Annotated in this window: 5 protein-coding genes; 4 read left to right on the plus strand and 1 reads right to left on the minus strand. The window is 42.4% G+C overall.

The features are described 5' to 3' along the window. Nucleotides 1-82: 82 nt before the first annotated feature. Nucleotides 83-304, minus strand: a complete 222-nt coding sequence (locus AC805_RS04275) for a helix-turn-helix transcriptional regulator (protein WP_055074264.1) — start codon at nt 302-304, stop codon at nt 83-85. Between the two features lie 91 nt (nt 305-395). On the opposite strand from AC805_RS04275, the gene AC805_RS04280 reads away from it, so the two are divergent. The 4 genes from AC805_RS04280 (at nt 396) to AC805_RS04295 (ending at nt 3,025) form a co-directional block, all read left to right on the plus strand. Further along, entirely contained in the window at nt 396-641 is a 246-nt protein-coding gene (locus AC805_RS04280; RefSeq protein ID WP_197278628.1) for a hypothetical protein, read from the plus strand. A gap of 76 nt (nt 642-717) precedes the next feature. After that, nucleotides 718-2,262: an ATP-binding protein gene (locus AC805_RS04285; protein ID WP_055074266.1), complete on the plus strand. Its 1,545-nt coding sequence runs from the start codon at nt 718-720 to the stop codon at nt 2,260-2,262. 81 nt (nt 2,263-2,343) lie between these two features. Beyond that, on the plus strand, nt 2,344-2,619 hold the full coding sequence (locus AC805_RS04290; RefSeq protein WP_197278629.1) for a CopG family transcriptional regulator: 276 nt from the start codon (nt 2,344-2,346) through the stop codon (nt 2,617-2,619). Beyond that, nucleotides 2,606-3,025, plus strand: a complete 420-nt coding sequence (locus AC805_RS04295) for a type II toxin-antitoxin system VapC family toxin (RefSeq protein ID WP_055074268.1) — start codon at nt 2,606-2,608, stop codon at nt 3,023-3,025. The genes AC805_RS04290 and AC805_RS04295 overlap by 14 nt, the downstream gene beginning before the upstream one ends. Nucleotides 3,026-3,269: the final 244 nt, after the last annotated feature.

Genomic DNA, 3,269 nt, shown 5'->3' on the forward strand with positions numbered 1-3,269 from the left:
GCTTCGACTACGCTCAGCTAACGTTGGCTGAGCGTAGTCGAAGCTAGATAACTTTGGTGGGACATTTTTTATCCGCAAGAGCCTAATCGCTCATATACAGATTCTTAAATTCTTTTGCTGCGTTGGGATTAATTTTTTCTAGTGCTGCAACGATCCGTAAAACTGTTTCAGAGTTAGGATCTCTCACCTCATTAATCCAACGGTAAATATTTGAACGACCAACGCCCAAAGCATTAGCCAGATTTGTTTGGCTAATACTATATTTTTCAAGAACTTGTCCGAGTGTTTTACCTGCTTTACCCATACCTTTGATCGTGTCAGAGGATGTTAAGCCTGTAAAGAAATGTGTCCAAATGGACTACAAAGGTGTATAATTTTGTAGTCCATTTGGATTCATGCGATCAATTTGTAGGCTAATTGGACTACACAACTTTCACTATTTAATTGCTAATGCCATGAGCTACCAAGAAATACTCCACCCTTGGGCGATCGCTCGTCCTCTACCCAATAATATTCAAAGCGTAATCGTAGGAAGATTTCGCCGCAGAGTAGATGCTGAAGAACATTTAAGGTTTTTACGGCGGCGCATTCCTACGGTTAAATTTTTTATTGTTTTTGATTGTCAGACAAATCTGCTGTGACGCAGTGATTAGAAAGTGGCGCTTAGCTCGTTGCTATATATTGAAAGAGTATATGTCCTGTTAAATAGCTAACATGATGAAGAAATGGTTTAATACCGCAGGTCCTTGTAAAGCTGACATTCACTATATGCTACCCGCAAGCGATCGCCTGCCAGAGCTAGAGCAATTGATCGCCCAAGAAAATTACTTCGTCATCCATGCCCCAAGGCAGACTGGCAAAACCACAGCCATGATGTCATTAGCGCAGGAGCTAACCGCTAGTGGTCGATATACATCGGTGATGCTATCCCTTGAAGTTGGTGCAGTATTTTCTGACGATGTAGGAGCAGCCGAACTCGCTATTTTAGACGAATGGAAGCAATCGATACGGTTTCGCTTGCCTAGAGAATTACAACCACAACAATGGTTAGAAGCAGACGCAGGCGCAAGAATTGGTACAAACTTAAGCAACTGGGCCGAACAATCATCCCGCCCGTTAGTTGTCTTTTTAGATGAAATTGATGCTTTGAGCAATGAAACATTAGTTTCTGTATTAAGGCAATTAAGATCGGGTTTCCCAAATCGTCCGCAGGGCTTTCCCCAATCAGTTGCCCTAGTGGGAATGCGTGATGTCCGTGATTATAAATATGCATCAGGAGGCAGCGATCGCCTGAATACCTCAAGCCCCTTTAACATCAAAGTGCGCTCCTTCACGCTGAGTAATTTTAGCCTTAAAGAAGTGAGAAATCTCTATCAGCAACATACAGCAGCCACAGGACAAATATTTACAGAAGATGCTGTAAATTTAGCATTTCATTTAACACAGGGACAGCCTTGGCTCGTCAATGCGATCGCGAAAGAAATCACCGAATACATCGCCAAAGATCCCGCAATTCCAATTACAGTTGAGTTAGTCAACCAAGCTAAAGAAATTCTCATTCAAAGACAGGATACTCACTTAGATAGTCTTGCGGAAAGATTGCGAGATGAACGAGTGAAAGCGATTATCCAGCCAATTTTAGCGGGTCAAGAATTGCCAGATGTACCACAGGATGATGTTCGCTATGTTTTGGATTTGGGCTTATGTAGCAATGAGAATGGATTAGCGATCGCTAATCCCATTTATCAAGAGGTACTGCCCAGAGTGCTTGCCTACGTGACATCTGCTTCTATGGGATACATTCAACCAATTTGGCTAAGTGAACAGGGTGAATTTCAACCTGAACGCTTGTTAGAGGCATTTCTAGAATTTTGGCGACAGCATGGAGAACCATTGTTTAAAAGCACTCCCTATCCAGAGATTGCGCCCCATTTAGTGATGATGGCATTTTTGCATCGGGTGGTCAATGGTAAGGGGACTTTGGAACGGGAATATGCGATCGGTTCGGGAAGGATGGATTTATGTTTGCGCTATGGCAAGGTGACTTTGGGAATGGAGCTAAAAGTATGGCGAGATCGCAAACCAGACCCACTCAATCAAGGCTTAAAACAATTGGATAAATATCTATCGGGCTTGAATTTAGATACGGGCTGGTTAGTGATATTCGATCGCCGTGAGCAGTTGACAATGCTTAGCGATCGGACAACGACTGAGATAGCGATCAGTCCCGCAGGACGAAATATTACTGTGATTCGGGGATAAATGCTTTGCTAAATATGGGTTATTAAATATGGGTTATTAAATATGGGTTATTAAATATGGGTTATACTGTCATACAGCGTTATGACAAATAAAAATATGAGAGTTAACGCCCGTCTTGACAGCGATCGCACCAATAAATTTCAGTATATCCGCCAGCGTACCAACCAAGGCACATCGGAAATCATGAAAGTAGCGATCGACCTTTACTATGAAAAACTTCGCCAAGAATCCCCCAAACCACTGCAACTTCTCCAACAAGCAGGGCTGATCGGTTGTGCTGAAGGAGATCCTGACTTATCCGTGAATTACAAGCAATATCTCACCGACAGCCTAAACGAAAAATATGGTCATCGTTGACTCAGGCTTTTGGATTGCATTGATCAATCGCCGCGATGATTATCATGTCCGCGCTCAAAATGTTTTAGCCACCATAGATGAGCCACTCATTACCACATGGTGCGTTATCACCGAAGCTTGTCATATTCTCCTAAAACGCACAGGAAACAACGCCCAGCAAACATTTATACATAGCCTAGAAATAGGAGCTTTTGAGGTTTTTGATTTACAAGTTCAAGATGGCAAAAGAATTGGTGAACTGATGAATCAATATAGCTCTTTGCCATTGGATCTTGCAGATGCTTCCCTGATTATTCTTGCTGAACACTTGGGGCATGGGCGCATTCTCTCCGTTGATTTTCGTGATTTTTATACCTATCGCTGGAAAAATCGGCATCCTTTCGAGAACTTGATGCAAATGAACTAGCGAATGTAGAAAAATTGCTACCCTGCGGTTTATTCTTGATCATTTGTAGTCCATTTGGACTACAACAGTAATAGGGATATCCCGAAAAACAAGGCAAATTTACAAACCATGACCGAACCCCAACCTTACTTTTCCCGTTATAGTTGTTTTAAATAACTTGTAGACGGGCTTCGACTTCGCTCAGCCCTCGGTGTAAGCTAGCTGAGCGAAGTCGAAGCTGTAGTTTTTATTTGAATTATCTATA

Origin of the sequence: Pseudanabaena sp. 'Roaring Creek' (assembly GCF_001402795.1) — a bacterium.
In the GTDB taxonomy this organism is placed as follows: Bacteria; Cyanobacteriota; Cyanobacteriia; order Pseudanabaenales; family Pseudanabaenaceae; genus Pseudanabaena.